This is a genomic window from Nocardia jiangxiensis NBRC 101359 (assembly GCF_000308615.1).
GTDB lineage: Bacteria > Actinomycetota > Actinomycetes > Mycobacteriales > Mycobacteriaceae > Nocardia > Nocardia jiangxiensis.
The window spans coordinates 249,037-275,478 of record NZ_BAGB01000174.1; the positions used below are offsets into that span (position 1 = coordinate 249,037).

31 protein-coding genes are annotated in these 26,442 nt (G+C 66.3%); 19 read left to right on the forward strand and 12 right to left on the reverse strand.

Annotation, left to right across the window (positions count from 1 at the left end):
- Positions 1-111 precede the first annotated feature (111 nt).
- Both ON40_RS47405 and ON40_RS47410 read left to right on the forward strand, forming a co-directional pair.
- Positions 112-1,233 carry an RNA-guided endonuclease InsQ/TnpB family protein gene (locus tag ON40_RS47405; RefSeq protein WP_040832599.1) on the forward strand — a complete coding sequence of 374 codons (1,122 nt, stop codon included), beginning with the start codon at positions 112-114 and terminating at the stop codon, positions 1,231-1,233.
- Entirely contained in the window at positions 1,233-2,279 is a 1,047-nt protein-coding gene (locus ON40_RS47410) for a phosphotransferase family protein (protein ID WP_040832600.1), read from the forward strand. The genes ON40_RS47405 and ON40_RS47410 overlap by 1 nt, the downstream gene beginning before the upstream one ends.
- A 28-nt stretch (positions 2,280-2,307) precedes the next feature.
- On the opposite strand, the gene ON40_RS47415 is transcribed toward ON40_RS47410, so the two are convergent.
- From ON40_RS47415 to ON40_RS47440, 7 genes are all read right to left on the reverse strand, one after another.
- Positions 2,308-3,141: an enoyl-CoA hydratase/isomerase family protein gene (locus ON40_RS47415; protein WP_040832601.1), complete on the reverse strand. Its 834-nt coding sequence runs from the start codon at positions 3,139-3,141 to the stop codon at positions 2,308-2,310.
- Between the two features lie 19 nt (positions 3,142-3,160).
- Positions 3,161-4,045 (reverse strand): TIGR03619 family F420-dependent LLM class oxidoreductase, encoded by an 885-nt coding sequence (locus ON40_RS47420; RefSeq protein ID WP_040832602.1) that lies wholly within the window; start codon positions 4,043-4,045, stop codon positions 3,161-3,163.
- Between the two features lie 15 nt (positions 4,046-4,060).
- Positions 4,061-5,497 carry an aldehyde dehydrogenase family protein gene (locus tag ON40_RS47425; protein WP_373282099.1) on the reverse strand — a complete coding sequence of 479 codons (1,437 nt, stop codon included), beginning with the start codon at positions 5,495-5,497 and terminating at the stop codon, positions 4,061-4,063.
- Positions 5,498-5,711: 214 nt separating this feature from the next.
- On the reverse strand, positions 5,712-6,785 hold the full coding sequence (locus ON40_RS47430; RefSeq protein ID WP_040832604.1) for a quercetin 2,3-dioxygenase: 1,074 nt from the start codon (positions 6,783-6,785) through the stop codon (positions 5,712-5,714).
- Positions 6,782-7,342 (reverse strand): prolyl oligopeptidase family serine peptidase, encoded by a 561-nt coding sequence (locus tag ON40_RS54220; RefSeq protein ID WP_308418323.1) that lies wholly within the window; start codon positions 7,340-7,342, stop codon positions 6,782-6,784. Before ON40_RS54220 ends, ON40_RS47430 begins: the two co-directional genes overlap by 4 nt.
- Complete coding sequence (locus ON40_RS54225) at positions 7,231-7,701, reverse strand: alpha/beta hydrolase (RefSeq protein WP_218009009.1); 471 nt, start codon at positions 7,699-7,701, stop codon at positions 7,231-7,233. The genes ON40_RS54220 and ON40_RS54225 overlap by 112 nt, the downstream gene beginning before the upstream one ends.
- Positions 7,702-7,755: 54 nt before the next feature.
- Positions 7,756-8,643, reverse strand: coding sequence for a LysR family transcriptional regulator (locus ON40_RS47440; protein WP_051194651.1), 888 nt, complete (start codon positions 8,641-8,643; stop codon positions 7,756-7,758).
- Positions 8,644-8,789: 146 nt separating this feature from the next.
- Here ON40_RS47440 and ON40_RS47445 point away from each other — a divergent pair, with 146 nt between their 5' ends.
- Complete coding sequence (locus ON40_RS47445) at positions 8,790-9,017, forward strand: hypothetical protein (protein WP_040832605.1); 228 nt, start codon at positions 8,790-8,792, stop codon at positions 9,015-9,017.
- Between the two features lie 58 nt (positions 9,018-9,075).
- Here ON40_RS47445 and ON40_RS53010 read toward each other — a convergent pair whose 3' ends face one another.
- Positions 9,076-9,309: a hypothetical protein gene (locus tag ON40_RS53010; RefSeq protein WP_245568304.1), complete on the reverse strand. Its 234-nt coding sequence runs from the start codon at positions 9,307-9,309 to the stop codon at positions 9,076-9,078.
- A 344-nt stretch (positions 9,310-9,653) separates the two neighbouring features.
- On the opposite strand from ON40_RS53010, the gene ON40_RS51055 reads away from it, so the two are divergent.
- The 3 genes from ON40_RS51055 to ON40_RS47460 all read left to right on the forward strand — a co-directional run bounded on the left by ON40_RS51055 (position 9,654) and on the right by ON40_RS47460 (position 11,330).
- Positions 9,654-9,869 (forward strand): helix-turn-helix domain-containing protein, encoded by a 216-nt coding sequence (locus ON40_RS51055; protein ID WP_083896471.1) that lies wholly within the window; start codon positions 9,654-9,656, stop codon positions 9,867-9,869.
- A 7-nt stretch (positions 9,870-9,876) separates the two neighbouring features.
- Entirely contained in the window at positions 9,877-10,452 is a 576-nt protein-coding gene (locus ON40_RS47455) for an N-acetyltransferase (RefSeq protein WP_040832607.1), read from the forward strand.
- 188 nt (positions 10,453-10,640) lie between these two features.
- Positions 10,641-11,330: an LppX_LprAFG lipoprotein gene (locus ON40_RS47460; protein WP_169542029.1), complete on the forward strand. Its 690-nt coding sequence runs from the start codon at positions 10,641-10,643 to the stop codon at positions 11,328-11,330.
- Between the two features lie 56 nt (positions 11,331-11,386).
- On the opposite strand, the gene ON40_RS47465 is transcribed toward ON40_RS47460, so the two are convergent.
- Genes ON40_RS47465 through ON40_RS53020 form a run of 4 tightly spaced genes read right to left on the reverse strand, consistent with a single transcriptional unit; the run spans position 11,387 to position 13,148 of the window.
- Complete coding sequence (locus tag ON40_RS47465; protein WP_051194652.1) at positions 11,387-11,833, reverse strand: 3-hydroxyacyl-ACP dehydratase FabZ family protein; 447 nt, start codon at positions 11,831-11,833, stop codon at positions 11,387-11,389.
- Between the two features lie 9 nt (positions 11,834-11,842).
- Positions 11,843-12,295 carry a hotdog family protein gene (locus ON40_RS47470; protein WP_040832609.1) on the reverse strand — a complete coding sequence of 151 codons (453 nt, stop codon included), beginning with the start codon at positions 12,293-12,295 and terminating at the stop codon, positions 11,843-11,845.
- A gap of 5 nt (positions 12,296-12,300) precedes the next feature.
- A complete protein-coding gene (locus ON40_RS53015; RefSeq protein ID WP_051194653.1) occupies positions 12,301-12,939 on the reverse strand; it encodes a hypothetical protein in 639 nt (212 codons plus the stop codon).
- Positions 12,936-13,148, reverse strand: coding sequence for a hypothetical protein (locus ON40_RS53020; protein WP_157186850.1), 213 nt, complete (start codon positions 13,146-13,148; stop codon positions 12,936-12,938). Before ON40_RS53020 ends, ON40_RS53015 begins: the two co-directional genes overlap by 4 nt.
- A gap of 268 nt (positions 13,149-13,416) precedes the next feature.
- Here ON40_RS53020 and ON40_RS53025 point away from each other — a divergent pair, with 268 nt between their 5' ends.
- From ON40_RS53025 to ON40_RS47545, 13 genes are all read left to right on the forward strand, one after another.
- Complete coding sequence (locus ON40_RS53025; protein WP_157186851.1) at positions 13,417-13,860, forward strand: SCP2 sterol-binding domain-containing protein; 444 nt, start codon at positions 13,417-13,419, stop codon at positions 13,858-13,860.
- 364 nt (positions 13,861-14,224) lie between these two features.
- Entirely contained in the window at positions 14,225-14,509 is a 285-nt protein-coding gene (locus ON40_RS47490; RefSeq protein WP_040832612.1) for an acyl carrier protein, read from the forward strand.
- A 7-nt stretch (positions 14,510-14,516) separates the two neighbouring features.
- Positions 14,517-15,674 (forward strand): StlD/DarB family beta-ketosynthase, encoded by a 1,158-nt coding sequence (locus tag ON40_RS47495; protein WP_040832613.1) that lies wholly within the window; start codon positions 14,517-14,519, stop codon positions 15,672-15,674.
- Positions 15,671-16,630 carry a hypothetical protein gene (locus tag ON40_RS53030; RefSeq protein ID WP_051194654.1) on the forward strand — a complete coding sequence of 320 codons (960 nt, stop codon included), beginning with the start codon at positions 15,671-15,673 and terminating at the stop codon, positions 16,628-16,630. The genes ON40_RS47495 and ON40_RS53030 overlap by 4 nt, the downstream gene beginning before the upstream one ends.
- On the forward strand, positions 16,627-18,306 hold the full coding sequence (locus ON40_RS47505) for an FAD-dependent oxidoreductase (protein WP_157186852.1): 1,680 nt from the start codon (positions 16,627-16,629) through the stop codon (positions 18,304-18,306). The genes ON40_RS53030 and ON40_RS47505 overlap by 4 nt, the downstream gene beginning before the upstream one ends.
- Entirely contained in the window at positions 18,303-18,809 is a 507-nt protein-coding gene (locus tag ON40_RS47510; RefSeq protein ID WP_040832615.1) for an SCP2 sterol-binding domain-containing protein, read from the forward strand. The genes ON40_RS47505 and ON40_RS47510 overlap by 4 nt, the downstream gene beginning before the upstream one ends.
- Positions 18,806-20,062, forward strand: coding sequence for a beta-ketoacyl-ACP synthase II (fabF, locus tag ON40_RS47515; RefSeq protein ID WP_040832616.1), 1,257 nt, complete (start codon positions 18,806-18,808; stop codon positions 20,060-20,062). Before ON40_RS47510 ends, fabF begins: the two co-directional genes overlap by 4 nt.
- A 2-nt stretch (positions 20,063-20,064) precedes the next feature.
- On the forward strand, positions 20,065-20,538 hold the full coding sequence (locus tag ON40_RS47520) for a DUF3237 domain-containing protein (RefSeq protein WP_040832617.1): 474 nt from the start codon (positions 20,065-20,067) through the stop codon (positions 20,536-20,538).
- A 7-nt stretch (positions 20,539-20,545) separates the two neighbouring features.
- The gene (locus tag ON40_RS47525; RefSeq protein ID WP_051194655.1) at positions 20,546-21,316 is read left to right on the forward strand and encodes an ABC transporter ATP-binding protein; all 771 of its coding nucleotides are present in this window, start codon (positions 20,546-20,548) and stop codon (positions 21,314-21,316) included.
- A gap of 3 nt (positions 21,317-21,319) precedes the next feature.
- A complete protein-coding gene (locus ON40_RS47530) occupies positions 21,320-22,057 on the forward strand; it encodes an ABC transporter permease (RefSeq protein ID WP_040832618.1) in 738 nt (245 codons plus the stop codon).
- Positions 22,058-22,090: 33 nt separating this feature from the next.
- Entirely contained in the window at positions 22,091-23,083 is a 993-nt protein-coding gene (locus tag ON40_RS47535; protein ID WP_040832619.1) for a DUF1702 family protein, read from the forward strand.
- Positions 23,080-24,504: an ABC1 kinase family protein gene (locus ON40_RS47540; protein WP_051194657.1), complete on the forward strand. Its 1,425-nt coding sequence runs from the start codon at positions 23,080-23,082 to the stop codon at positions 24,502-24,504. The genes ON40_RS47535 and ON40_RS47540 overlap by 4 nt, the downstream gene beginning before the upstream one ends.
- Positions 24,505-24,597: 93 nt before the next feature.
- Positions 24,598-26,358: a sigma-54-dependent Fis family transcriptional regulator gene (locus ON40_RS47545; protein WP_040832620.1), complete on the forward strand. Its 1,761-nt coding sequence runs from the start codon at positions 24,598-24,600 to the stop codon at positions 26,356-26,358.
- Positions 26,359-26,442 lie beyond the last annotated feature (84 nt).

Here is a 26,442-nt window from a genome sequence, read left to right on the forward strand (position 1 = left end):
ATTCGCCCAGCGGTGGTGAATGGTTTCCCAGCGACACCTCGTCGTTTACGGAGGGAGATGAAGGCAGGGTTGTCTGTGGCACATGGCAACTCCTTTCGATAGTATGTTCGAATGGATGAGGTGGTGCGGTACATGTACCGGTTGCGGCCCGGCCGCACCGCCGAGGCCGCCTTGTTGGCCGAGTGGGGTCGCTGTCGCTGGTTGTGGAACGAGGCGGTGCATCAGCAGAAATCCGGGCAGATGCCGACCTTCGCGCGGCTCGGGAAACTGCTCACCCAAGCGCGGGCGAAACTCCCGTGGCTGCGCGAGGGATCCCAGGTCGCCCAACAACAAACGTTGCGCGATTACGCGCAGGCGCTGGATCGCTCGTTCAAGGTGAAAGTGCATGGCCGCCCGAAAGTGAAGTCCCGCAAGACTTCCCTGCCGTCACTGGAATATACGACGCGTGGCTTCTCTGTCCGTGATGGCCGCTTGGTGTTGCCGAAGGGGGTCACTGTTCCGGTGGTGTGGTCGCGAGAGCTTCCCTCGCCGCCGACATCGGTTCGCGTCTACCGCGACAGCTTGGGCCACTGGTATGCCTCGTTCGTGATACGCCGTGAGATCACGGCTTATCCGGAGGGTGAGGGTGGGATCGGTATCGACTGGGGTGTTTCCACCACGGCGACGACCACCGATCCGGTCTTCGATCTGCCGTACTTGGGGTATCGGAAGCGATGTGCGGCCGAGTTGGCGAAGGCGCAACGGAAGATGGCGCGGCGTCACCGGAATGGGCGCCCGCAGTCGCGGGGTTATAGCGAGGCCAAGCGGCAGGCTGCCCGACTGGCAAAGAAAGCCGCCCGGCAAACCGTCCACGATTCCCGGGGGTGGGCGAAAAGAGTTGTTGCCACTCACGACCTGATCGCGGTCGAGGACTTCAAGCCGCGGTTTCTTGCAAAATCCACTATGGCGCGCAAGGCCGCTGACGCGGCAATGGGTGCGGCGAAGCGTGAACTTGTTGATCGTGCCGTGCGGGCCGGGCGGAAGGTGGTGATGGTCCGGCCCGCTTACACGACCATGACGTGCAGTTCTTGCTTCGCGAGAGCCAAGAAAAGGCTGGAGTTGCACGAGAGGAATTTCCGGTGCGAAGACTGCGGATTCGCAGACAGTCGTGATCGGAACGCTGCCAGAGTGATTCTGGCCGTGGCAGAACGGGGCCACGTCGGTGTCGAGGATGTAAGACAATCGGATAGGTAGTGAGTTCGGAGTCGTCCGGGACGCCGGTCGGAATCGATGTCGTGTCGGTGGGACGGTGGCTGGCGGAGCGGGTGGCCCACGCCGCGCCGCCGTTCACCTACCAGCGGATCATCGGCGGGCATTCGAACCTCACCTATCTGGTGACCGATCGCGATCGGCGGCGGTATGTGCTGCGCCGTCCACCGGTCGGTCACCTGCTCGCCACCGCGCACAATGTGATTCGGGAGCACGACGTCATGCGCGCGGTGGCCGGGTCCGGTCTGCCGGTACCGCGGATGCTCGGCGCCTGCGAGGACGAAAAGGTCACCGGCGCACCGTTCTACGTCATGGAGTACGTCGACGGTGTCGTGGTGGATTCGGAGTCCGACGCCGAGGATTTCCTGCCCGCGCCCGATGCGCGCGAGCGAGCCGGACAGGAGTTGATCGATGCCCTGGTGACCCTGCACGGCATCGATGTCGACCGCGCCGGGCTCGGCGAATTGTCCCGTCGCAGTGGATATCTCGACCGACAACTGCGGCGGTGGGCAGCGCAGTGGGAGTCGGCCGGACTGGACGAACTCGAGGATATGGCCGTCCTGCACGCCTGGCTCGTCGAGCATCGCCCGGCCGAGACGACGTCGTGTCTGGTGCACGGTGACTTCCGGCTCGGCAATGCGCTGATCAACCGCGACGGTCGTCTACTGGCGGTCCTGGATTGGGAATTGTGCACTCTCGGTGAGGGATTGCTGGATCTGGCGTACTTCCTGCGGTCCTGGACAGCGCCGGACCTGCGGCCGGGATTCTCCCACCCGCCCGGTCGCCAACCCGGTTTCGCCGAAGGCGACGATCTGATCCGCCGCTACGCCGAACGCTCCGGTCGCTCGGTCGCCGACCTCGACTACTGGCGGGCGTTCACGGCGTGGCGATCCGCGGCGATCTTGGCGGACGTGTACCGGAGATATCTCGACGGGCAACTCGGCGAACGGCCCGAGAATCTGGAATCCTTTCGTGCCGAGGTTGTTTCGCGGATCCGGCAGGGGCTCGATATTGCCCGCGCGATCGGGTGACCGGCGATCGGGTCGACCGCCGGGACGCTCACAGTCGCCCGTCGAGTCGCAGCTCGGGATGCACCCAGTCCGGTGAGCGTCGTTCCTTGAATGCCCGGAACCCTTCGGCCGCTTCGGGTTTGCGCAGACTCGCCTGCATGCCGATCCGGTCGTAGAGGCCCAGATAACTGTCCAGACTGGACTTGATCGCCGCACGCGCGTCCGGCGCGGTGCGACAGCACTGTGCGAGGACCTCCCGGGCGGCCTCGGCCAGTTCCTCGTGCGGGACGACGCGGGCGATCATGCCCCAGTCCAGCGCCTCGTGTGCGGTCAGGGTGCGGCCGGTGAACATCAGGTCGCGGGTGCGCACCGGCCCGATCAGCCGGGCCAGCATCTGGCTGTAGTACGTATCGGCGATCCCGCGGTACAGCTCGGGTACCCGGAAGGTGGCGCGTTCGCTGACCACGGCCATATCGGCGCACAGCGCGATCTGCAGCCCGCCGCCCTGACACAATCCGTTCACCGCCGCCACCACCGGTTTCGCGGATTGGCGCAAGGTTTCGAACGGCAGGGCGTCCATACCCAGCGCTGAACCGAAACTCATCCAGTTGTCGCTGCCGCCACCGCCCATATCGCCGCCGGGAGCGAAGACGTCGCCCGTGCCGGTGATCAGCAGCCCGGCCAGACCGGGATCGGAGCCGACGTGATTGACCGCGTACTTGATACCGAAATACATCGCCGGGGTCATCGCGTTGCGGGCCTCGGGGCGATCCAGTGTGCATACCCCGAACGGACCCTCCCGAGTGAACCGCAGATACGGCGTGCCCAGCCAATCGCCCTGCGGCGGCCTCGGATCCTGTTGTGCGGCGGGGGTTTGCGTCATCTGATCTCCTTGGTGGGCGCTACGGCATCCTGGACAGGATGTCCTGCGCGAATTTCTCGATCTGCGGTCGGTAACGGTCGGCGGGCGAACTGCCGGTCTGTTCGGCGGACGGCTCGGTCGTTCGTGCCCACGGGCTGCACATCACCGCGGTCACCCCGAGGTCCTCGGCGCGTTTGAACAGATCGACCGAATGCTTCTCGCGAAATGCCAACATGATCTCGAAAGGTTCGCTCTCGCGGCCGTATTCGCGGCGCAGCGCGGTGAGCCTCTCGACCCGGTGCACGGCCTCGTCCCAGGTGTAGGCGCTGCCCACCCATCCGTCGCACAATCGTGCCGCGCGCCGCATCGCCGCCTCCGATTCGCCGCCGCACATGATGGGAACCGGCTCGGGCGGGTGTGGCTCGATCATCAGTTCCGGTATGCGGTAATGCTTTCCGGTCCAGGACACCCAGCCCCCGCGCCACAGCGCCGGAAGCGCCTCGATCATCTCGTCCAGGCGTCTGCCGCGAGTGCTGAACTCCTGACCCATCAGCTCGAACTCTTCGCGCATCCAGCCCGCCCCGACGCTCAGCGCGACGCGGCCGTCGGCGATGACCGCTGCGGTGGCCACCTGTTTGGCCACCTCCAACAGCGGTCGGGCCGGTGCTACGTAGACGGCGTTGGTGAACCGGATCCGTTGTGTCACAGCGGCCATCGCGCCGATCAGGACCCAGGAGTCGGGCCAGGCGGTATCGGGCGTCCACATCGGTTTGCCGGTGGGGGAGGGATACGGCGAGGTCAGCTCGCGCGGATAGATCAGGTGATCGGAGACCACGATCCCGTCGAAGCCGACCTCGTCGAGTATGCGCGCCAACGCGATCGCGTCCGTGGTCGGCGTGAACGCCGTGCCGGTCCAGAATTTCACGACAGTGCCTATCGGTCAGGCGGGCATGCCGACGGTCTTGGATTCCAGGTACTCCTTGAAACCTTCGTCGCCGTTGCGTCGCCCGAGTCCGGATTGTTTGATGCCGCCGAACGGGCTGCCGACGCCGAAGTGGCTCTTGCCGTTGATCGTGACGTTGCCGGTGCGCATGCGCCGCGCCACCGACACCGCACGGTCCACATCGGCGCCGGACACCTCGCCGGAGAGCCCGTAGATGGAGTTGTTCGCGATGGCGACGGCCTCGTCCTCGGTGTCGTACGGCGTCACGGTCAGTACCGGGCCGAAGATCTCCTCCTGTGCCACACGCGAATTCGGATCCACATCGGCGAGCAGCGTGGGTTGGACGTAATAGCCGACCGGCAGATCCGCGGGGGTGCCGCCGCCGGTGACAACCCTTGCGCCCGAATCGATCCCGGAGCGGATCAGACCGAACACCTTCTCGCGCTGGGTCCGGCTGATCTGCGGGCCCTGCATGACGCCCGGAGTCCACGGGTCGCCGACCGGGAAATTGGCCATACTCGTCTCGAGGATTGCCAGACCCTCGTCATAGCGCCTGCGGGGCAACAGGATTCGTGAGGGCAGAATGCAGGACTGCCCACTCATGACACAGGCCATCATTGCCGCGAGCGGCAGCGATGCGGACAGGTCGGCGTCGTCGAGCACGATATGCGCGGATTTACCGCCCAATTCGAGCAGCGTCTTCTTCACCGTCGCCGACGCGGCCGACAGAATCGCCCGGCCGGTCGCTGTCGAACCGGTGAAGGTGATCATGTCCACGCGCGGATCCGCGCTCAGTGCCGCGCCGACCTCGTTGGCGTTGGAGGTCACGACATTGAACACCCCGGCCGGGATATCGGTCTCCTCGGCGACGATGCGCCCCAGTTCGCTGCCCGACCACGGCGTGAGCTGCGCGGGTTTGAGCACGACCGTGTTGCCTGCCATCAGCGCGGGCATCGTCTCGGCGATGTTCAGGTAGAACGGCACATTCCACGGCGTGATGGCGCCGACCACCCCGGTGGGCTCGTAGAAGATCTTCCGCAGCGCCGGGCCCAGCGGTGTCTCGTGCACACCGTTGTCGGCCACGTATTCGAAGGCCCGCCCATATTCGGCCCAGTGCCGCACCTCGTCGATCGGCTCATCGATCTGACTGCGCGTCACACTGACCGGGCACCCCACCTCGGTCACCAGAACCCGCCGCAGCCACTCCTTCTGCCGCTCCAGCGCCTCCGCCAACTGGATCAGGCAGTGGTACCGGAACTCCACATCGCGTGCCCAATCGGTGGTATCGAACGCCCGCCGGGCCGCCCTGACCGCCCGCTCCATATCGCCCACGGTGCCGTCACTCGCCCGCCCGACGACCTCCTCGCTCGCGGGATGAACCACGTCGAACATGGCCCCACCCGCCGTGACCTGCAGCTCCCCATCGATGAGCATCCGCTCGTCCCCGGCCGCCACGCCCGTCTCGTTCTCCGCACTGGTCACTTCGGCCCACTCCTCGCCGCGACAATATAGTTTCCAGTAAAAGAGAATAGTGTTCTCTCCGGAGTCTCGTGGCGCTTCCGGCTCGATCAGCCCAACGTCATCGAGCGATCAGACGGTATTCGTGCGGCAGCGGAACGGGAGTGGATCGCCGGGCGAGGTTTTCCGACTACAGGTCGAGCGCTCGGGTGCGAGTGGGTGGTGGGCCGACCACGACGAGGTCGAGATCGGCGGCGTTAGCGATCAGGCGCTGCTGGAACACTTCCGGGGTGATCAGACCCTCGGTGTAGATGTGCTCGTTTGTCGGGTCGCCGGTGACTTCGAAGAACGGCTCGAAGATGTCGCTGGTGAGCATGCCGAGCAATCGGGTGCCGTGCCGTTCGATGGCGAAGGTGTGAATCGTGCCCGCCGGGGCGTGGACGAAGTCGCCGGGGGTCAGCAGCACTTCCTCGCCGTTGACGTACACCCAGATCCGGCCGGACATGCAGAAGAAGTTCTCGGTGTGGCGCTGATGGAAATGCCGGATGAAATACGGCTGCGGCGCTGCTGAGGACAGCACCGAGAAGTACCGGCCGCCGGTGTTGCGTCCGCGGGCGTTGAACGTCTGGATGGTGTCGGGCCAGTCCAGTCGTTCGCCGGTCATCGCGCGCAGGAAATACGGTTCGATGCCGTCGGGGAGCGTGTCGTCCCAGTCGTCGGTCGCCGGGGTGAAGGGCTCGTCGGTGTGGCGGCGCGCGCCGCGGGGAAGCACCAGTTGTTCGCTCGCCGCATTGCCGCCCGCGGTGTACATGTGTGCCTCGACGCGGGCCTGGGCCAGCGCGTCGTCGTCGAGCAGAACATCGAGCGCTCCGCCGGGAGCCGAGAAGAACAAGATCCGGCTGCCGTGGCCGAGAATGCGATAGGCGACCGGGACGCCGGGCGGAACATGGATCGAATCACCCTGTGTCAGAACGCGGCTCCGACCGGGCAGCCAGAATTGCACACTGCCTTCGAACACGTGGTAGGTGCGCTGGTGTTCGGCCAGACTGTGGAAGGGGGCGCCCGCCCCGCGCGGGCCCAGAATGAAGGCGGCGTCGAACAGTTCGCCGGTGTCGGCCGGTCGCGCGATGACCGTCCACAGTTGCCCGTCGACCTCGTAGCGCTGCCCTTCGCCGCTGGCCAGGTAGTAGGGGGCGGGCTCGCCGGGCAGCGCGTTGATCAGCGGACGGGTTCGGTTCATCGCGTCGCGATCGTTGGCTGTCATGGCGTATTTCCGTCCGAGAGGTGACGAGCGAAGAAGTCACCGATGTCGTCGAATCCGAACGTGGTGTGCTCGTCTCGCAGATCCGTGCGGCGGACGCGGGCGGCTGTCCGGCCTTCGCGGAGCAGGCGGCCGTCATCCATCACATCCGTGAGCTCGGCGTCCATTCGCCCGCTCGGGTTCAGGAATCCGTGCTTGTAGTCCTCGACCAGGTACAAGGTGCTCTCGACACCGGCGGCGATCAGTGCGGCGTGCAGCCGTTCGCTGTGGCGTTGGGAGACAACGGGATCGGCGGCGCCGTGTGAGATCTGGAACGGCGGCGCCGACGCCACGACCCGGTGCAGTGGGCTCGCGGCGAGCGCGGACGCGCGCCGCTGCTCCGGAGGACCGCCGAGGAACGCCGCCTCGTGACTCGGCCTGCCATCGGGCAGCAGCGCCCGGGCCGTGGTCAGGTCGGTGGGACCGTACGATTCGGCGACCGCGGCCACCCGGGCGTCACCGGACTCGGGCTCACCGTCGAGCCGGTCGAGATGACCGGTGAGCCCGGCCAGCGCGGCCAGATGCCCGCCCGCCGACGAGCCCCTACTCCGATGCGGTCGGCCCGCAGATTCCAGGTGGCTGCGTTGCCGCGCAGAAACCGGATCGCCGATCGCACATCGTGTAACTGGGCGGGGAACACCGCCTGACCGCTGAGCCGATACTCGATCGACGCCATGGCTATCCCGCGTTCGACGAAGAATCGCCCGAAGTCGGGTGCCAGGGTCCGATCGCCGGTGAACCACGCGCCGCCGTGCAGCCAGACCACGACCGGAGTCGGCCCGTCGGCTCCGATCGGGGTGTAGAGGTCCAGAAGCAGCGCGCCGGTGGCTCTGTCGGCAAACGGCAGATCCCGTGTGACAGATACCGAATTGTTTTGCACACCTGCGATATTGCGGATCCTCGACACCGAAGACCAGCGGGAAATCCCGAACCGCTATTCGGCGAATCCGGATGATGCCGACTGTGCGACCCGCACCGCCAAACGGGTGAAGCGCCGCAGCGCCGGGGTGGAGCGCCCCGCGCCGACACACAGGTGGGTCGGCCGATCGTCGAGATCGGCGATGGGCACGAATCGCACACCCGGCCGCTGATAGATGCGGGCGCCCAACGCCCCGGCGACGTTCACGCCGATACCCGCCGCGCACAATTCGAGGACCTCGTCGAAGTTGTGCGCGGTCGGGAGCGTGCGCGGGGCGTCGCGAAGTACGTCCCCGAGCCACCGGTCCGAGGTCCGCGCGTCACCGACCGTGACGAAGGTCTGGTCGACCAGCTCGGCAACCGTGACGGACTCCCGCGCAGCCAGCGGATGGCTGTCGGCGACGATCAGCACACACGGATCGCTCCACAGCGGCGTCGCATGGATCGTGGGCGGGACGGTCCCGGCGCCGGGGATCAACGCACAGTCGACCGTCCGGTCGAGCAGCGCCCGATACGGATCGGAGAACCCCAATTGTTTGATGTGCCACTCGATTTCGGGCATCTCGTTGCGCGCGGCGGTCAGGATCTGTCTGGACTGTGTACTGAAAACAGCTATGCCGATGCGCAGTTCGGGCCGACCGATGTCCGACCGCGCCCAGAAGATGACATCGTCGACCGCGCGGACCGCGTTCTCCGCCAACGGGATCAGCTGGCGGCCCTCGGCGCTGAGGCTGACATTTCGGGATGTCCGCTGGAAGAGTGTTTTGCCGAGCCGTCGCTCCAGCGCGGCCACGTGTTCGCTCAGTGACGAAGGGCTCACGTTGAGCCGCTCCGCAGCTCGACCGAAATGCAGTTCTTCGGCGACTGCCAGAAAGCTGCGGAGGTGCGCGACGGTGACGTCCACACTCCGAGCCTAATGCGGTGCGCCCGGGGTGTCGGGATCCTCGCGCGGTCCGTGCGGGTATCCGCCACGCTGATCGGTGTCGGCTGCCGCTGAATGGGTCCTCACGGGTCCTGTCGCGGGTGGTTGGACCGAGGTGCGGCCTCGGCATGGCTGCGGTCGCGATCGGCCCATTCGTCCAAGCCGACGGCGACCCGGATCAGCAACGCCAACGCTTCCGACGTCGCCCGGTGCGGGGTGCGGTGAGCGACTGGTATGCGTTGCGGCAGTTCGGCATTCACTTCTCGCCCAGCGTCGGATCGATGCCGTTCGAGGCATACCTGCGAGCCTGGTACCGATGGATGCAGGAGACGCCGCAGAATGCGCGGTCGTCGTAGCGGTGTATCCGCAGATTCCTTTTTCCGCACCAATCACACCAGAGATCGTCTTCGCAGCTCACACGCCCTCCGATCCCCGGGACGGCTCGTTCAGTTCGCCGCCCCGTGGAGCAGGACGCTGTTCGAGTATGCGTCCGCCGTCGACGAGCACGTCCCATGCGGCGCGTTTGCGGCCGCACTCGGCGACACTGCATCCGAGGTGTCGCTGCATCGTGGCATGCGCTTCCGGGGTACTCATGACGGTGTCGGGGGAGTCGTGCGGCCACTCTGCGGGCCAGAGGCTGGTGTCCATGATGAGTTCCTTTGTCGGCCAGAGGAATTCAGCGGACGACACTCCCATGCGATGAAGCCGAAAAGTCCGACTGTCAGCGCGCCGAGCAGGATCCATGTCGTCCACATCGAGACCTCCAGGGGTGTCGGTTGGTTCGGGTTCCCAGATGCCGGTGCCGGATCGGTCACCCGGGCTACGAGTCAGGTGGCCGGTGCGGCAATACCCTTGTGGGACTGAGGAATCCCGGTATCGGAGGCTCCTTCGAGCGTCGCCGAGACACGACCTCCAAACCAGCGACAGACCACTACCGAACTCCTACACTTCCCTTACGGCATTTGCGTCGCATGGACAGGGGTGGATAGGGGATGGTTGTCAGTCAGTGGACTCGATGTGAAGTCCGGGCGCTGCGGGTCGTGGCGCTACGGCTCACGCAGGAAAAATTCGCTGAGCGAGTGGGCTATTCGGCAGCCGCGGTAGGCAAATGGGAACGCGCTACCTCGGAGCGCCCGGTGCGCGGGGAGTCGGCGCAGGATCTCGACACCCTGCTCGCCCAGCGTACGAAAGCCTCGATCAGAAAGTGATCACTGCATGAATACGCCGGATGACCTCGAGTTCGAGCACCTCACCGCCGCGCAGGCGCGAGGGCGCGGGAATATGGTCGAAGACACCTATCGGGCTTCCTATGTCGATGCGATCGCGTCCGGAGACCTCTTCGATTCGCCGTTCGAGTTCATGCGCAGGTTCGATTCGTACACCGGTCCTCGGAACGGGGACAGGTTCGCGTATGTTCTCGCGCGGGTGAGGGGTGAGTCGGCGGGGCAGACCTGGGGGTGGTCGCTTCCGCCGGATGCGGCGTGGTGGAGAGGGTTTCAGCCGGATCCGGGCCTTGCGGGGGATTTCACCGTCGAGGATGGTGAGCGCACGTTCGCGCTCAGCGAGATCATGGTGTGTGCCGGGTATGCGGGCCAGGGGATTGCGCGTGCCATGCATGACGAACTGCTGCGTTCGCGGCCGGAAGGTCGCGCCACTCTGCTTGTGGAAGCGGACAATTCGCGGGCCTATCAGCGGTACATCCAGTGGGGCTGGCGCAAGGTCGGGCATCTGCGGCCCGACTGGCCCGATGCCCCGCGGTTCGATGTTCTGCTTCGCGATCTCGCGGACTGAAACTTGCAGAGTGGAAGTAGGAGAACGTAGGACGTCGGTCTGTTGGCGTTGCGCGCGCAACCGTACCGAGCGCGCGACGAATCCAGTGCACCTGTTTACGTGAATTATGTTGGTGCACTACATTATTCGCCTGTGATTCGTCCGATTGACTATGGTGTCGTGCGGTGTCCTCTCGATAAAATGCGGGGGTGGATACGAGCCGAGCGTTGAAGACGATTCTGATGGCGGCCGTTGTCTCGGCCGGGGTGGTGGCCTGTGGCGATGGGTCCGGAGGGCTGCCTGATCCGCACTATCTGTTGCGGGGGGCCGTGGCGGGGGCCGGGGATGTGAGCAGTGCTCATATCGAGATGACCAGTTCCGGGGTGGTTGCCGGGTTGCCGGTGCAGAACATGAGCGCTGATGTGGTGGCGCCCAAGGGGAGTGCTGCCGGTGCCTCGGTGGGGACCGTCGAGTCGGTCGGGGTTCGGGTGAACTTCGTGGAGCGGAAGGGGGTATTGTACTCGCGTGGTCAGGATGGGAAATACGCGCCGGTGCAACAGATTCACGGTGCCGGTACGTTGCCGCATCCCTCGACGCTGCTCGATCCGGACCACGGTCTGGCGCACACCCTGGCCGATCTGAAGAACGTCGTCACCGAGGTGCGCGAAGACCACGACGGCACGCTCGCCTTCCGCGTGACCGGGGATCTGCCCGCCGCCGATGTGGGCGCATGGCTGCCCGGCGTGCATGCGGACAAGCGGATCGCGGTGTGGTTCGCCGCGACGGGCCGTCATCAGCCGCTGGGAACGCGACTCACGGTGCCGGGCTCCACGCCCGCGTCGATCGATTTCACGCTGTCCAACCTGAACAGGAAAGTTCAAGTACCCCAGGTGGTTTGAGTGAAAGCCGCGCCCCGGCGGCCATCGCCGGGGCGCGGTCGACCACCACGGGAAGCTCACGGTGCGGGTGTGCGCACCAGGCTCGAGGCGAGAACGAGCACGCCGATGCTGGCCACGATCTCGCCGTCCACCCGCGCCTGCATCTCCCACTGGGTGTCCTCGGGCAGTTCCGGCTCACCACTGTGCGCCGACACCGTCAGCTCCACTTGATCGCCCGGAACAACGAAGCGGCGGAAGCGAAGTCGCTGCGCACGACGTAGTCGTGCGGTGTCCGAGCCCGCAGCCAAGCGCGCGAGGGCCACGGCGCTTTCGACCAGGAGTACGCCCGGCAGTACCGGATACCGGGGGAAATGCGTCGCGAAATAGGGCATGGTGGCGGTCACGTTCAGATACGCCACCGCGCGAACACCGGGTTCGACCGCGCCGATCCGGTCGAAGGCGGGTGTGCCCAGCGTGGCCAGGGGGCCGGTCGTCAGGGTTCCGGGTATCAGCGTTCCGGTCATCTCTGCCTCCTAATCCATCGGGCCGCGGCCCAGCAACATATCCGCCATCCGCGCGGTATCCACGGGATCGTCCAGCCGCTCGGCGTCGACGAACGCGCACATCAGGCTGTGCACCAACAGGATCGGCTCGCCGCCGACCTCGACCCGGCCGTCCATCATGGCGGTGCGGTTGCGTTTGGAGGTGACCTGCGCGGTCATGCGCAGGACGTCACCGGGCACCGCATCGCGCAGTACACGCACCTCGCCCAGGCTCAGCAGGGCCGCGCGTTTGCGATGCTCGGAACTGAGCAGTACCAGCCACGCCCCGGCCTGGCACAGCGCTTCCAGCGCCAGACCGAACGGCAGCACCGGGCCGGATTCATCTGTCTGCCAATGGTTTTCGTATACCGAAACCGCCTTGCGGGCCACGATGCTGCGGTCCGCATCCCACGATTCGATGCGATCGATCAGATGGAAACGCACGTCGATCAGCCCTCGCTCGTGTCGGCCCGGGAATGCAGTGCCCGCAGCTGGTCGGACAGGGGTGTGGTGGTCACCGCCGCGAGGCGGTCGAGGGCGGCCGGGTCGTAGACCAGGCGCGCGGCCGAGAGGATCTCCTCGACATCCAGCGCCCGCAGGCAGCGTTCCAGCTGTGTCGCGGTCGCGACCTCCATGACCGTGCCGAGGGTGAGCCAATCCTGCCGGTCGGCCAGCGCGCGGGCGATCGCGACCGCGAGATCGACCGGCAGTCCCGCGATCAGCGCCGCCGATCGATGCAGGTCCAGATAGGCGGCAACGCGAGCGAGCAGCTCGGGCCGCAAGCGCTTGGCCACCGACAGCGCCCGCGCGGGTTCGAGCACGGCCGCCAGATGCGCGGTCATGAGCGCACTGTTGTTGTGCGAGGCCACTTTTGCGGCCACGGGCGGCGGCAGCACCCTGGTGGCGGCGACGATCTTGCCGAGGCCGTCCTCGGTGACCGAGAAGAAGTGGTCGTAGACCAGATGCAGCAGGGCGTCCAGATCGCCGGTGGGCACCTCGGCCAGGTAGTCCAGGCGCTCGACCGGAATCTCCAGCGCGCGTGCCAGCCGGTCCCGCGCGGCGGCCCTGGTCTCGGCGGAGTCGATCACAGACCCACCGCCCTGCGAACCGCGCCGCGCAGGAATCCGGGCACGTTGTCCAGCGCGCCGAACGCATCGGTGGTGAGCTGCTCGGCCCTGCTCTGCGCCGCCTGCGCGATCAGCCGGGCGAGATCATCGCGATCCGCCTGCGATAATGCTGAAATCGATTCCGGTACAGCATGTTTCAAGATGCTGGTCAGGTCATCGGAATCGGTCATGGGAACCTCCCGGAAATCGAGCTGCATCGACTGGAGTGACGGCGGAGCGACGTCGGGCCCGCGCGCGTGTCGAGTGGTGCGGAGAAGGCTGGGATGGGGCATCTTCGACCGGAAGAATGTCGTCCCGAAAGTACCACGCGTACCAGCGCTCTGCGAGTTGACCGGCGCTCGTGCGCGTACCTACTCTGACCCTCGCGCGCCGGCCTCTCGGCGACGCCGCCCGATGTACTCACATTGTGGCAATTCATCGAATTTCGGGGAGATGTTCATGTCCGAGAACGATACTGCCGTGCCTGTCGACCGATCCCTCGCGGCCGAGTTCAACGCGATCGTCCGGGGGATCGACGACGACACGCTGAACAGGTCGATGTCCGACGCGCTGAGTCGAGAGTTGGTGCTGGCAGCGGTATTTCGCGAGATGCCCGCTCGGATGCGGGCGGATCGAACCGCCCGCAAACGCGCCGTCGTACGGTGGCGGATCGGAGATCCGGCCGCGGTCTGGACCGTGGTCGTCGACGTCGGCGGGTGCACCACACACAGTGGTCCGACCGACGAAATCCCTGATGTCACAGTAGAACTCGAGATGGTGCCGTTCCTGCGGCTGATCGCCGGACAGGTCGGCGGCTTCGCCCTCACGGCCACCGGTCGGCTGCGAATCAAGGGCAACCTGCTGCTCGCCCGCAAGCTCGAGGATTGGTTCGCGCGCGAGTGAGGATTTCATTCGAAAGTGTGCATCCTGCAACATGTTCGGGCGTGCGGGTAGTTAATGACGTGTCCCGCAACCTCTCTGGGCTGGGAAGAGGCGCTCGGATGTAACCAGCGGTTGACGGTCCGAAGGTCGTAACTTAGTCTTTGTAAAGACCGGAAGCAAAGGCGCTCAGCATCATCCGACCCCCCAGTGTTGTGGCGGTTGTTTCTCTGTACCTCGAACCGATCGACTTCTCGAATCCGACCGATCTCGCAGTCGGATCATATTTCCCGGAATGCGGCGGTGGTTATCCGTCACATGATTTCTCCGCTGGATTCCGTGCTGCTCACAGAGCATCTCCTTGCGTACCCTCAGGGAAGGCTGGCACATGCAGGTCGAGACATCGATCCGCGATGATATCGCGGAATTCTTGCAGGCACATTATCAGATCGATCTGGACTCCGTATCCGCGGATGCGACGATGGAGGACCTCGGTCTCGATTCCCTCGGAGTGCTTTCGGTCGCGGATCTGATCGAAACGAAGTATGGCATTTCCCTGGACGATGAACGTATCGCGTCGGTGCGAACGTTCTCTGATCTGATGGACCTCATCCGGGTCAAGGTCGAAGAAGGTAAGGCCAACGAATCCGCACGTGCGGAAACGAGGGGCTGAGTATCAGATGAACGATGTTTACATCACTGCCACCGGCCGTTTCCTGCCGGGCGACCCGATCACGAACGACGAGATCGAGGAATACATCGGAAAGGCCGGTCGTGCGTCCTCGGATCTGAAGGATCAGATTCTGCAGAACAGTGGCATCAAAACTCGCCACTACGCGATCGACAAGAATCAGCAGACGGTGTATTCGAATGCCGCGCTGGCCGCGGCCGCGGTCCGCGACGCGGTGGAGCGCGCGGGCGTATCGGCCGAACAGGTCGAGATGCTGGCCGCGGCGACGACACTGCCCGATCTGATGGGCCCCGGGCACGCCAGCATGGTGCACGGCGAGCTGGATTACCCGCCCATGGAGATCGTCACCGCGCACGGCATCTGCAGCTCCGGCATGATGGCGCTGAAGAATGCGTATCTGCAGGTCAAGGTGGGTGAGAAGGCGACCGCGGTGGCGGTGGCCAGCGAATTGGCCTCGCGTGGGTTCAAGCACACGCGCTACGAGGAGATGAACGCGCTCACCGAGGACGGCTCGCTGCCGATGGAGACCGCGTTCCTGCGGTACATGCTCTCCGACGGCGCCGGCGCGGCCGTGGTGTCCGACACCCCGGCCAGTGACCGGATCAGCCTGCGCATGGACTGGATCTCGCTCACCTCCTACGCGAACACCGAAAAAGCGTGCATGTATTTCGGCAGCAACAAGAACACCATCGACAAGGCGTGGGCGGATTATCCGAACGCCACCGCCGCCGCGCAGGACGGGGCGCTCGTGGCGCGGCAGAAACTGTCGCTGCTGCCGCATCTGGTCCGTGTCGGCATCGACGAATACGAGCGTCTGGCGGTGGCCGGGAAATTCGATCCGGACAAGGTGACCTGGTTCCCCGCGCACTATTCCAGCGAGCGGATGAAGACCATGCTCACCGGTGAATTGCGGCGGCGCGGCGTCTCGGCCGGTCGGCCCGAGGCGTGGTACAGCAATCTCACCCGGGTCGGAAATATCGGAAGTGCGAGCATTTACGTGATCGTCGACGAAATGCTGCGCGAGAATCTCATTCGCCCGGGTGACACTCTGCTGTGCATGGTGCCCGAATCCGGACGTTTCGCGATTTCCTTCATGCATCTGACCGCGGTCGCACCGAGCGAATCGGCGGCGAAGGAAACCGCATGACGGGCGAATCCGTCCGTACCGTCGTCGTTGTCGAATATTCCCAGACCGGGCAGCTCGACGAGGCGGTGGATGCACTGGTGGGGCCATTGCTGGCGGCGGGATGGCAGGTGCGTCATATCGGGATCGAACCGATTCCGGCATTTCCGCTCCCGTGGCCGGTAACGCGATTCTTCGGAGTGTTCCCGGAATGTGCGGACGAGAACGCCACCGTGCCGATCACCTCGGCCGGGTCCGAATTGGCTACTGCATCAAGTGATTTGGTGATCTTCGCCTATCAGGTCTGGTATCTGGCCCCTTCGCTGCCGATGCGCAGTGCGCTGACGCGTCATCCCGAACTGTTCGCCGACCGGGAAGTGCTGACCCTCGTGGCCTGCCGGAACATGTGGTACTCGGCGGCCGCGGAGGTGCAACGCCGATTGCGGGCGATCGGTGCGCGTCAGCTGGGCACGGTGGCCGCGATCGACACTCGTCCGCAGGCGCTGACCTTGGTGACCACGCTGCGCTGGTTGCTGCTCGGCCGCCGGAACGGCGCGCTGTTCGGGCGGGCGGGCATCGGCGACGACGAACTCGAGCGGCTCGGCGCGCTCGGTGCGGGACTGCTCACCACCTCGTCCGCGCAGGACGTGCGCGCGCTGCTGCGCGAGCAGACCTCGGCCCCGGTCGTGCCGGTGCTGGCCGCCGCTGATCTGCTGGCGGGCAAAGCATTCCGTGGTTGGGGTGCGGTGATCCGGCGCTCCTCGACGTTCGGCTCGGGCGCGCGGGCGGCCAGTCTGGGCGCCTTCGTCGGCTCGCTGGGACTGGCGATCGTGCTGGGACTGCCGAGCCTGGCGCTGGCACGCGCGCTCGGTGGTCGCCGATTCGACCGGTTCGTCGAGGCCCGCGTGGCCGCGACGACGAATCCCGAGAACTCGGTCGACAAGACGGAATCCGTTGTGGAGGAAGGGGTTCCATCGTGACTGTGTTGCGCACACAGGTCGCCGTCGTCGGCGCGGGGCCGACCGGGTCGGCCACCGCGTTGTGCCTGGCCCGCGCCGGAGTCGAGGTCGTGGTGCTCGAACGCCGCACCGAGCCGCCGCGCCACCCGCAGGCGACGCTGGTGAACGTCCGCACCACCGAGATCCTGCGCGAATTGGATCTGCTGGACGCGGCCCTGGCTGTGGGCACCTCGCTGGAACAGGCGGCGCGCGTGCGCTTCCTGCACCAGGCCGCCGGTGCGGAACTCGGCCGACTGGAACTGGTGCAGACCACTGACAAGCTGATGCGGCTGGCCCGCCAGAGTCCGACGATGCCGATGATCTGCCCGCAGAACCGGATGCAGGCGGTGCTCACCGAACAACTCCGGCTCAGCCGCAATGCCACCCTGCTGACCGGTGTGCGGGCCGAGGAGGTCGCGCCGACGGCGAGCGGGGTCTCGATCGGCTACGTCGACACCGACGGCATTCAGGGGCGCGTGGTGGCGGACTACCTCGTGCTGGCGGAGGGAATGCACGGCGGGTTGCGCGGCCGATGCGGGATGGGCCGGGCCGAGACCGCGGCGCTGGGTTCGCTGCTGGACATCTATTTCCGCGCGGACCTGCGGGACCGGCTCGGCGCGGACAGCGTCCTGCAGTGGATCGTCAACGACCGGATCCGCGGGGTCCTGATCACCGTCGCGCCCGACGCGGGTGAATGGCTGCTCGAGATCCCGATCGAGGAAGGCGCGGCGGTACCCGATGCCGATGTGGCGCTGCGGCAGGCGCTGGGTGCGGGGATCGACGCCGAGATCCGCTCGTCCCGCACCTGGACCATGGGCTGCACCGGAGTGGATCGCTGGCGCGACGACTCCGGCCGGGTCTTCGTCGTCGGAGACGCCGCGCACACCTTTCCGCCCACCGGCGGATTCGGGATGAACACCGGCATCCAGGACGGCCACAATCTCGCCTGGAAACTGACCGCGGTACTGGGCGGTTGGGCCCAGCCGGAGCTGCTGGACTCCTACGGCGCCGAGCGGGCGCCCGTCGCGAACTTCAACGCCGAGCAGAGCACCCGCAATGCGGTGGCGATGCGCGAATTCGGTGATGCCGCCGCGGCATTGCTGGCCGATTCGCCCGACCTCGACCCGAGCGCGCTCGCCGACGGCATAGAGGCCCAACGCCCGCATTTCGACTTCTACGGGCAGGCGCTGGGTTTCCGTTACGGCGCCGACGAGCCGGTCGAATCGGTGGTCGATTACCGTCCTCGCGTCGAGATCGGTTGTCGCGCACCACATCACTGGCTGCGCGACGAGTCCGGTGAGTACCTGGGCGTGCTCGATCTCGCCGCCGGGGGTTTCGTGCTGCTGTGTGGTCCGGAACAGGCCGAGCGGTGGGCGGATTCGGTGGGATACGTCCATCTGATGAACACCGTGCCGGTCGTCACGGCCGCCGTGTTCCCGGATGATCGCGGCGAAAAGGTCAGCGGTGCAAGGACATTGATCGACACAACCGGTGAGCTGCTGGCCGAGTACGGACTCGCCGGACCCGGTGCGGTGCTGATCCGTCCCGATGGCCACATCGGCGCGCTGCTGGCCGGAGCCGACCCGTACAACGAAACGATCCGTGCCGTGATCGACTGCACGGCAACGGGTCTGCAGAGATCCGAGGTGCTGACATGAACTCCGGGGCATTGGACCGGGCCGTGGCGATCGCGGCGGAATCCGGTAAGGCGAGCCGGTCACAGATCGAGGACCTGCTGTCCGGGGAGCGCCCGCGCGTGCGCTCCGTGGTGGAGGTGCTTCCCGAGGCCGATCTGATCTGGGCGCTGGGCACCGATGTGGGGGAGCAGGCGCTGCGCAACGCCTTCGACCTGATGCCCAGCTACTACGTCGCCGGGAACTTCGATCGCGACATCCTGGTGCGCTACAAGGTGACTCGCGCCCCGGGCGAGCCGGTGGTGCAGGACGTGCGGTTCGGGCCGCAGACGTGCGGACTCGTCGAGCCCGGCGACACCCCCGATCTCACCGTATTCCTCGACGGCACGGGTTTCGTGAAGATCGCGACCGGTCTGGTCAAAGGGATGGAGTTGCTCATGCGAGGAGAACTCGAGGTCTCCGGCGACGCGCAGGTCGCCATGAAGATGGAGGCGTTCTTCGGCCTGGCCCCGGCGGGTAAGCGATGAGCGCGCCCCGCCGCCGCGTGGTGGTGACCGGTATCGGCCTGGTCACCCCGCTCGGAATCGGCCTCGAAAACTATTGGAAGCAGCTGATTTCCGGCGTCAGTGGCGTTCGGGAGATCACCTCCTTCGACGCGTCGTTCAACCGGGTGCGGATCGGCGCGGAGGTGCAGGACTTCGATCCGTCGCAGTGGCTCGAATACAAGGATGTGCGGCGCTTCGACCGGGTCGGGCATTTGGCGGTGGCCGCCTCGGAACTCACGCTCGCCGACCAGCACCTGGACGGACTGGATCGCGAGGATCTGGCGGTCATCATCGGATGCGCGCTGGCCGGGGTGAACACCGCGACCACCGGAATCGCCGATCGCCTTGCCGGACGCAATGTTTCACCACTGTTCATCCCGATGGCCATGGCGAACTTCGCGGCCTCCACGGTAGCGTTCCGGCACAAGTTCGGCGGGCCCTGCTACGCCCCGCTGAGCGCGTGCTCCTCCTCGGCCGACGCGGTGGGACAGGGATATCGCATGGTGCGTGACGGTTATGCCTCGGCCTGTCTGGTCGGCGGCGCCGAAGCCGCCATGAATCCGACTGTGCTGGCAGGGTTCACGAGTATGCGAGCGTTGTCAAAACGCAACGACGATCCGGCGGGCGCGTGCCGCCCGTTCTCCGGAGATCGCGACGGATTCGTCCTCGGCGAGGGTGCGGGCATGCTGCTGCTGGAGCCACTGGAGTCCGCGCGGGCACGCGACGCGCACATCTACGCCGAGGTGTGCGGCTACGGGCAGGTCGTCGACACCCACCATGTGACTGCGCCCCGCGAGGACGGCGCGTGTGCGGCCAAGGCGATGAGCAAGGCGATGCAGGAGGCGGGGGTGGAGCCGAGCGAGGTGGACTACATCAACGCGCACGGCACCGGAACGCAGCTGTCGGATCCGGCCGAGACCAAGGCGATCCACCTCGCCTTCGGCGAGCATGCCGGTTCGGTCGCGGTGAGCTCCACCAAGGCGATGACCGGACATATGCTCGGCGCGACCGGTGCGGTGGAGGCCGCCACCTGCGCGCTGGCGATCGACCGCGGCCAGATTCCGCCGACGATCAACCACACCGTGCCCGATCCGGAGTGCGATATCGACTGCGTTCCGAATACCGCACGGACACAGGAGGTTCGGATAGCCTTGTCGAATTCGATTGCCTTCGGTGGCCACAACGTGACGTTGGCTTTCCGCAAGGTCAGCGAGAGCCCGGAAGACGAGGAATAGGTATGGAACTCACTCCCATCGGCACCGTCACCGCTCATCTCAAACCGCCCATAATGATCGGACCCGGCCCCTACGGCGTGCGGATGTTCGTCGAGATCCTCGACGGCGATCTCACCGGCGCATCGGAGGCCGCGGACGTCGCGCAGCTCACCGGCAAGGTGCTCTCCGGCGGTGGCGACTGGGCGCTGATCGGTGCCGACGGCTGGGTGCGCTTGGATGTGCGCGTGCAGTTCCAGACCGGTGAGGGCGGCGTCATCTTCGCCTCGTTCCCGGGGTTGATCGAGATGACCGACAAGGTGCAGCAGGCGTTCATGGAGGGCAGCAGCACCGAATTCGACGATCAGTACTTCCGGGTGACCCCGCAGCTCGAAACCGGCGACAGCGATCTGAGCTGGGTCAACCACACGCTGTTCGTCGGCGAGGGCCGGTTCCTGGACGGATTCGGCTTGCAGTACAACATGTTCCGGGTCGGGTGAGGGTTCGGTGACGACGGAGACATCCGATGCGGTGGCGGTGCAGGATCTGGTCGTCACGCGGGCTCGCCGCCCGGTGCTGCGCGGCTTGTCCTTCCGGATGCCGGTGGGGAGTGTGACGGGCCTGCTCGGTCCCAGCGGATGCGGCAAGACGACGCTGATCCGCGCGATCGTCGGGGTCCAGCGGATCAAATCGGGATCGGTGACGGTGCTCGGACTGCCCAGCGGTTCGGCCGCGTTGCGCGCGCGGCTGGGTTACGTGACCCAGTCGCCCTCGGTCTACGACGACCTGACGATTCGCCAGAACGTCCGGTATTTCGGTGCGGTGTACGGGGTTTCGAAGGCCGCGGTCGATCGCACCATACGTGACGTCGGGCTGGTCGAGCACGCCGATCGGCTGGTGGACCAACTCTCCGGCGGACAACGCGCGCGGGCGTCCCTGGCCTGCGCGCTGGTCGCCGAGCCGGATCTGCTGGTGCTCGACGAGCCTACCGTCGGCCTGGATCCGCTGCTGCGCCGCGATCTGTGGGATCACTTCCGCGGCCTGGCCGATGCGGGCACCACGCTGCTGGTGTCGAGTCATGTGATGGACGAGGCCGATCGCTGCGATCGGCTGCTGCTGTTGCGGGAGGGACGGTTGCTGGCCGACCAGCCGCCCGCGGAGTTGCGCGCCGTCACCGGCGCGGACAATCTCGAGGCCGCGTTCCTGGAGCTGGTGCTCGCGACCGAGCGCGGCGAAACTGTCGAAACCGTCACGGCGGCACGCGAAGTGGAGGTCTGAGCGATGTCCGTCCGGCTCACTGCCTGGACCGCGCTGCGGGTTCTGAACCAACTGCGGCACGACCGGCGCACGATAGCGTTGATCCTCGTGGTCCCCAGCGTGCTGCTGGCACTGCTGTGCTACGTCTTCAACGGGCGCCCCGACATCTTCGATCAGGTCGGTCTGCTGCTGCTCGGGGTGTTCCCCTTCACCTCGATGTTCCTGATCACCAGTGTCGCGATGCTGCGCGAACGCGCCAGCGGCACACTCGAGCGGCTGCTGAGCATGCCGCTGCACAAACTCGATCTGATCCTGGGCTACGGCATCGCGTTCGCCGCGGTCGCCGTGGTGCAGGCGATCGTGGCCGCCACGGTCGCGTACGAGCTGCTCGGCCTGCAGACCCAGGGACATGTCGTGATCGTGCTGCTGATCGTGGTCTCCACGGCCGTGCTCGGTTCCTCGGCCGGACTGTTCACCAGTGCCTTCGCCCGCACCGAATTCCAGGCGCTGCAGTTCGCGCCGTCGGTCATCATCCCGCAGTTGCTGCTGTGCGGGCTGATCTGGCCACGTGAGGAGATGGCCGCGCCGTTGCGTGCGGTCAGCAATGTGGTGCCGCTGCGTTATGCCGCGGAGGCGCTGGATCAGGTGGGCACCTATCCCGAGCCCACCACTCTGCTGTGGCGCGATCTGGTGGTCGTGCTGGCGTTCGGCGTCGTACTGCTGGCCGCGGGCGCCGTCACACTGCGCCGCCGATCCAGTTGACGCACACCGTATTACCCGAAGCGAGGTAGTTCGATGGTTACTGCGCTCACCGTGGCACGGCACCTGGTGCCCGCGCCGACGATGAACGACATGAAATTCGCCAATCGTGGCTTTCCCGTCTCCGCCAACGACGTCAGCAGGCGTTTCGAGGGCGTCTCGCGTGCGGTGATGGAGGGCTTCGAATACGGCGCGGATGTGGCGAAGCAGGACGAGGTGGTGCGGCGGCTCGACTGGATCGACCCGTTCTACCAGAGTCTGGCCTACGAGGGCGCGGTGGCGGCGCTCATCCTGCGCGATCTGCTCGTGTTCGGAAGTACCAGTCGCGCAAAGGTATTCGTCGACGGCCCGGCCGAACCGCATTCGCTGATGGCATACGTCGGGTACGGATTGGTGATGTCGCGGCTGCCGCGCTCGATGTGGCGGCGTGCGCTGCCCCGGTTCGATTCCAATGCGCTGGTGAGTCAGCTGAGCTGGCTCGCCGTGGACGGATACGGGTTCGATCGCGCCTTCTTCGACCCCGGGCGGTGGATCGATGGCGGTCGTCGCGCGCCTGAAATCGATTGGGAGGGTTACCCTTCCTACTTCCCCAGGGCGTTCGACCAGGGTATCGGGCGAGCTCTGATGTTCGTGCACGGCGGAGACAGTGCCGCGGCGGGTGCGGCGGTTCAGCGATTCGCCCCGGACCGTCGCGGTGATCTGTGGAGCGGAATCGGCGCGGCGCTGGGCTATCTCGGCGGGCAGCCGCGTGCGGCACTGCTGGATGCGATGTCCGACGCCGCTGCTCACGCGCCGGAGGTGGCGGTCGGGGCCGTGATGGCGATCAAGGCCCGGCACTACGCCGGATATGTGCCCGAGAGCACCGAACTCGCCGCCGAGGTGATTTGCGGCAGCAGCGTCGAGGAGATCTCGGCGTTGGCGGACAGAGCCGCGCAGGATCCACCGGGTGGGGGACCGGCGCCCGACTACGAGGTGTGGCGTCAGCGAGTCCGCGCCGAGTTCGCCGATTCGGCGGTGCGATCGGCATGAGCACCCGATCCGTTTCCGCGCCCCCCGACGACGACCTGCACGGTTTTCCGGCGTCCGCGTTCAGCGTCGACCGGCCTTCCCTGGACCGCTTCGGTCCGGTTGAGGCGCTGCGGATACTGGTGATCGCGATGACGTTCATCGCCTGTGCCGCACGGCGTTTCGGCGGATATGCGCTGGCGGCGGCGTTCGGGCGACGTCGCGAGCGCACGGTGCGCTCGGCGCTGGCCGACGGGGCGGTCGACGGATTCGAGCGGCTGGGCCCGATGTTCGTCAAGCTCGGGCAGCTGATCGCCTCCTCCTCGGGTGCGTTCCCGCGCGAGCTGTCCGATGCCTGCCTGCGGTGTCTGGACGACGTGCCGCCCGCCTCCGCTGTTCGGGCTCGGGCGGTCGTCGAGCGGGATCTGGGTCGCCCGATCGCGGAGCTGTTCACCTCCTTCGACAGCGTTCCAATCTCGGCTGCCTCGGTCGCGCAGGTGCATGCCTGCGTCCTGCCCGACGGGCGCGAGGCCGTGCTGAAGATCCAGCGTCCCGGCATCGCCCGGCGGATGATCGTGGATCTGCGCGCCGCACTGGTGCTGGCCCGGTTGCTGCACTGGCGTTTCGAGTCCGCTCGCATCGCCAATGCCGTCGGCGTGGTGCGCGATCTGTACGAACTGTCCGTGGCCGAGGTGAACTTCCTGGTGGAGGCGGACCGGCAGCATCGCGTCCGGGAGCAGCTGGGATTCTTCGGCGACAACGCCGATGTCGTTGTGCCCGAAGTGTTCTGGGACTTCTGCGGCCCGCGTGTGCTGTGCATGGAACGGTTGCGCGGGGTGCCGCTGGACCGATTCGACGACGTGCGCGCCCGCGCCGACGCGCCGATGCTGATCCGCCGCATGGTGAAGATGTGGCTCGAAGGGGTCACCGTGCACGGGCTGTTCCACGGTGACGTGCACGCGGGCAATCTGTGGCTGCTCGACGACGGCCGCCTCGCGATGCTCGACTACGGCATCGTCGGGGAAATGAGCGAACCGTGGCGGGCACTGGTGCGGGCGATGTTCTACGCCAGCGCCTTCGACGGCGATTTCACTCCCGTGGCCCGCGCCATGCGCGAATTGGACCTGTTCCCGGACCAGAGCGCCGACGACGAGGCGATCGGCGCCCAGCTGGCCATGGTCGCCGGTCCGATCCTGTCCGGCGAGCTGGCCGATATGGACCTGCGCACGATCACCGGTCTGCTGCTGGACTTCGGCAAGGATCGCGGCCTGGCGGGCCCCGAACAGCTGATCCTGCTCGGCAAACAACTCGGCTATTTCGAACGCTACGCGGTCGCCCTGGCTCCGAATTGGCGACTGGGCCGAGACCTCTACCTGCTGCGCAACATCTTTCCCGAGAAGGTGGCGGCCGAGGCTGCTCGGCAAGGCGTTTCGCTGCCCTCGTGAATCGGGTGCCGCCGACGGCCGTCTCAAATTGAGATCTGCATCACAGAGTGAGGCGGTAACGTGAGTTACTCGGGGGTGAAGTCGAGGTAGCAGATGGTGAGCAACGTGGAGACGAGCACGCGCTTGCGGCAGGCAAGGGACGAGTTCCTGAGTTCGGGTTCGGTCGATGACGGATTGATCTCCGGTACCGTCCGGGATTCCTGGCAACGCTCCCGCGATCTACGCGTTCATCCCGATCGAGTGGATCTGCCGTTCGTGCGGGAGCCGGATCTCGATTCGCCCCTGGTGGTCGCGGCCTCGCCGGTGGTGCATCGGTTGGGTGAGGATCTGGCAGCCCAGTCGGTCAGCATCATTCTCACCTCCGCGGACGGATTGGTCCTGGACCGCGCCGCCGCCGATGCCCGAATCCGGGCCGTGCTCGATTCGGTGCAACTGGCCTGTGGGTACAGCTATGCCGAGAAGTTCGTGGGCACCAACGGCATCGGGACGACGGCCGAGACCGGGCGCGCGACCTTCATTCGCGGCGGCGAACATTACCTCGGGACCCTCGGGCGGCTCGCGTGTGCCGGCGCGCCCATCCGGGATCCGCTCTCGGGCCGCGTCGCGGGCATCCTCGATCTGACCTGCTGGGCACGGCAATCGGATCCGCTGCTGGTCACGCTCGCCAAGACCGCGGGCTCGCAGATCGAGGATCGGCTGCGCGCGCTGGCCACCGAAAGTGAAGCCGCACTGCTGGATACGTATCTGCGGCAGTGCCGCCGCTATCCCACCGGTGTGCTCGCGGTCGGCGACGACATCGTGCTGATGAACCGCTATCTGCGCGAATCGCTGGACGGGCTGGATCAAAGCGCGTTGCTCGGGCACGCGACGGACCTGCAACGCTCGCAGTCGACCACGGCGGCTGCCGTGCTGCCCAGCGGATACCTGGCCAAAGTCACCGTTGCCGAACGGATTACGTTACGCAGCGGCCGCACTCACATCGTGGCCCACGTGGCCTTGACCGACAGTGCGCTCAGCAGAACCCGACTCGTGGCCCGCTCCGCGGTGGTGCCCGGACTCGCCGGCGGCAGCAGTTCCTGGCGGAGAAGTTGTCAGCAGGTCGAACGATGTTGCGCCGATCGCGACTGGGTGGTCCTGGACGGCGAATCCGGTTCGGGGCGAACGAAACTCGCGGAGATGGTGGCGCACCACGTCCGTTCGGACAGGACGGTTCGAGTGCTGCGCCTGGATCGGAGCCGGGGCGCCGAGGAGATGCTCAACGCGCTCGAAGCCGAGGTCGCCCGGGACGACTTCGACATCGTGCTCACCGATATCGACGAATTGCCCGAGGACGTCCTCGAATCGGTCTCGACGGTTCTGCAGTCGTGCGCTGGACGCGGTTGGATTGCCGCCACGATGAATTCGACCGTGCCGTCCCCCGCCGTGGAGACCCAGCTCCTGCCCCTGTTCATGCACACCGTCCCGGTGCCCGCGCTGCGGCATCACATCGAAGATCTCGACGAACTGGTGCCCGATCTGCTCCGGGAACTCACCAAGGGCGCTGACATCACGATGTCTCCCGCGGCGCTGCGACGGCTGGCGAAATTGTCGTGGCCGGGGAATATCGCCCAACTGCGTCAGGTGCTCGCCGAAATCGTCACCTGGCAACGCTCGGGCGTCATCACACCCGACAAACTGCCACCCGAATGCCATTCGCTGACCCGCCGCACCCTCACTCCCATGGAGGCCCTGGAACGGGACGCCATCGTGCGCAGCCTGCACGACCACGACGGCGACAAGCGCTCCGCCGCAGCCGATCTCGGCATCTCCCGCGCCACCATGTACCGCAGGATCAGGCAGTACGGCATCACCTAGTCCGCGCGCGGGTTTCGGTCCTGCACCGGCCATGCCAGCGCGACCGCGGGGTCGTCGAGGACCCCGCGGTCGCGGCAGTGGTCT